Genomic DNA, 241 nt, shown 5'->3' with positions numbered 1-241 from the left:
CATCACCAGAGCGAGGACTACAACCTCAGCACTGCCTTGCGCCAGACCAGCACCGGTTTCCTGCTGAGCTGGATCTTCTACCTGCCGCTGGCGGTGGCCGGCGTGCCGCTGGTGGTGTTTATCAGCGTGGCGTCGCTCAACCTGCTGTATCAATTCTGGGTCCATACACGCCATGTTCCCAAGCTCGGCTGGGTCGAATGGTTTTTCGTCACGCCGTCCAATCATCGGGCCCACCATGCAC

1 protein-coding gene is annotated in these 241 nt (G+C 60.2%); it reads left to right on the top strand.

The genetic code is table 11. The annotated features are described in order from the left end of the window. A partial coding sequence (locus AAEY98_RS22635; RefSeq protein WP_351019884.1) for a sterol desaturase family protein occupies positions 1-241 on the top strand: 241 nt, incomplete at both ends.

This window comes from Shewanella sp. AC91-MNA-CIBAN-0169, from assembly GCF_040310165.1.
Taxonomy (GTDB): Bacteria; Pseudomonadota; Gammaproteobacteria; order Enterobacterales; family Shewanellaceae; genus Shewanella.
This window is presented reverse-complemented; position numbering and strand designations above follow the sequence as displayed.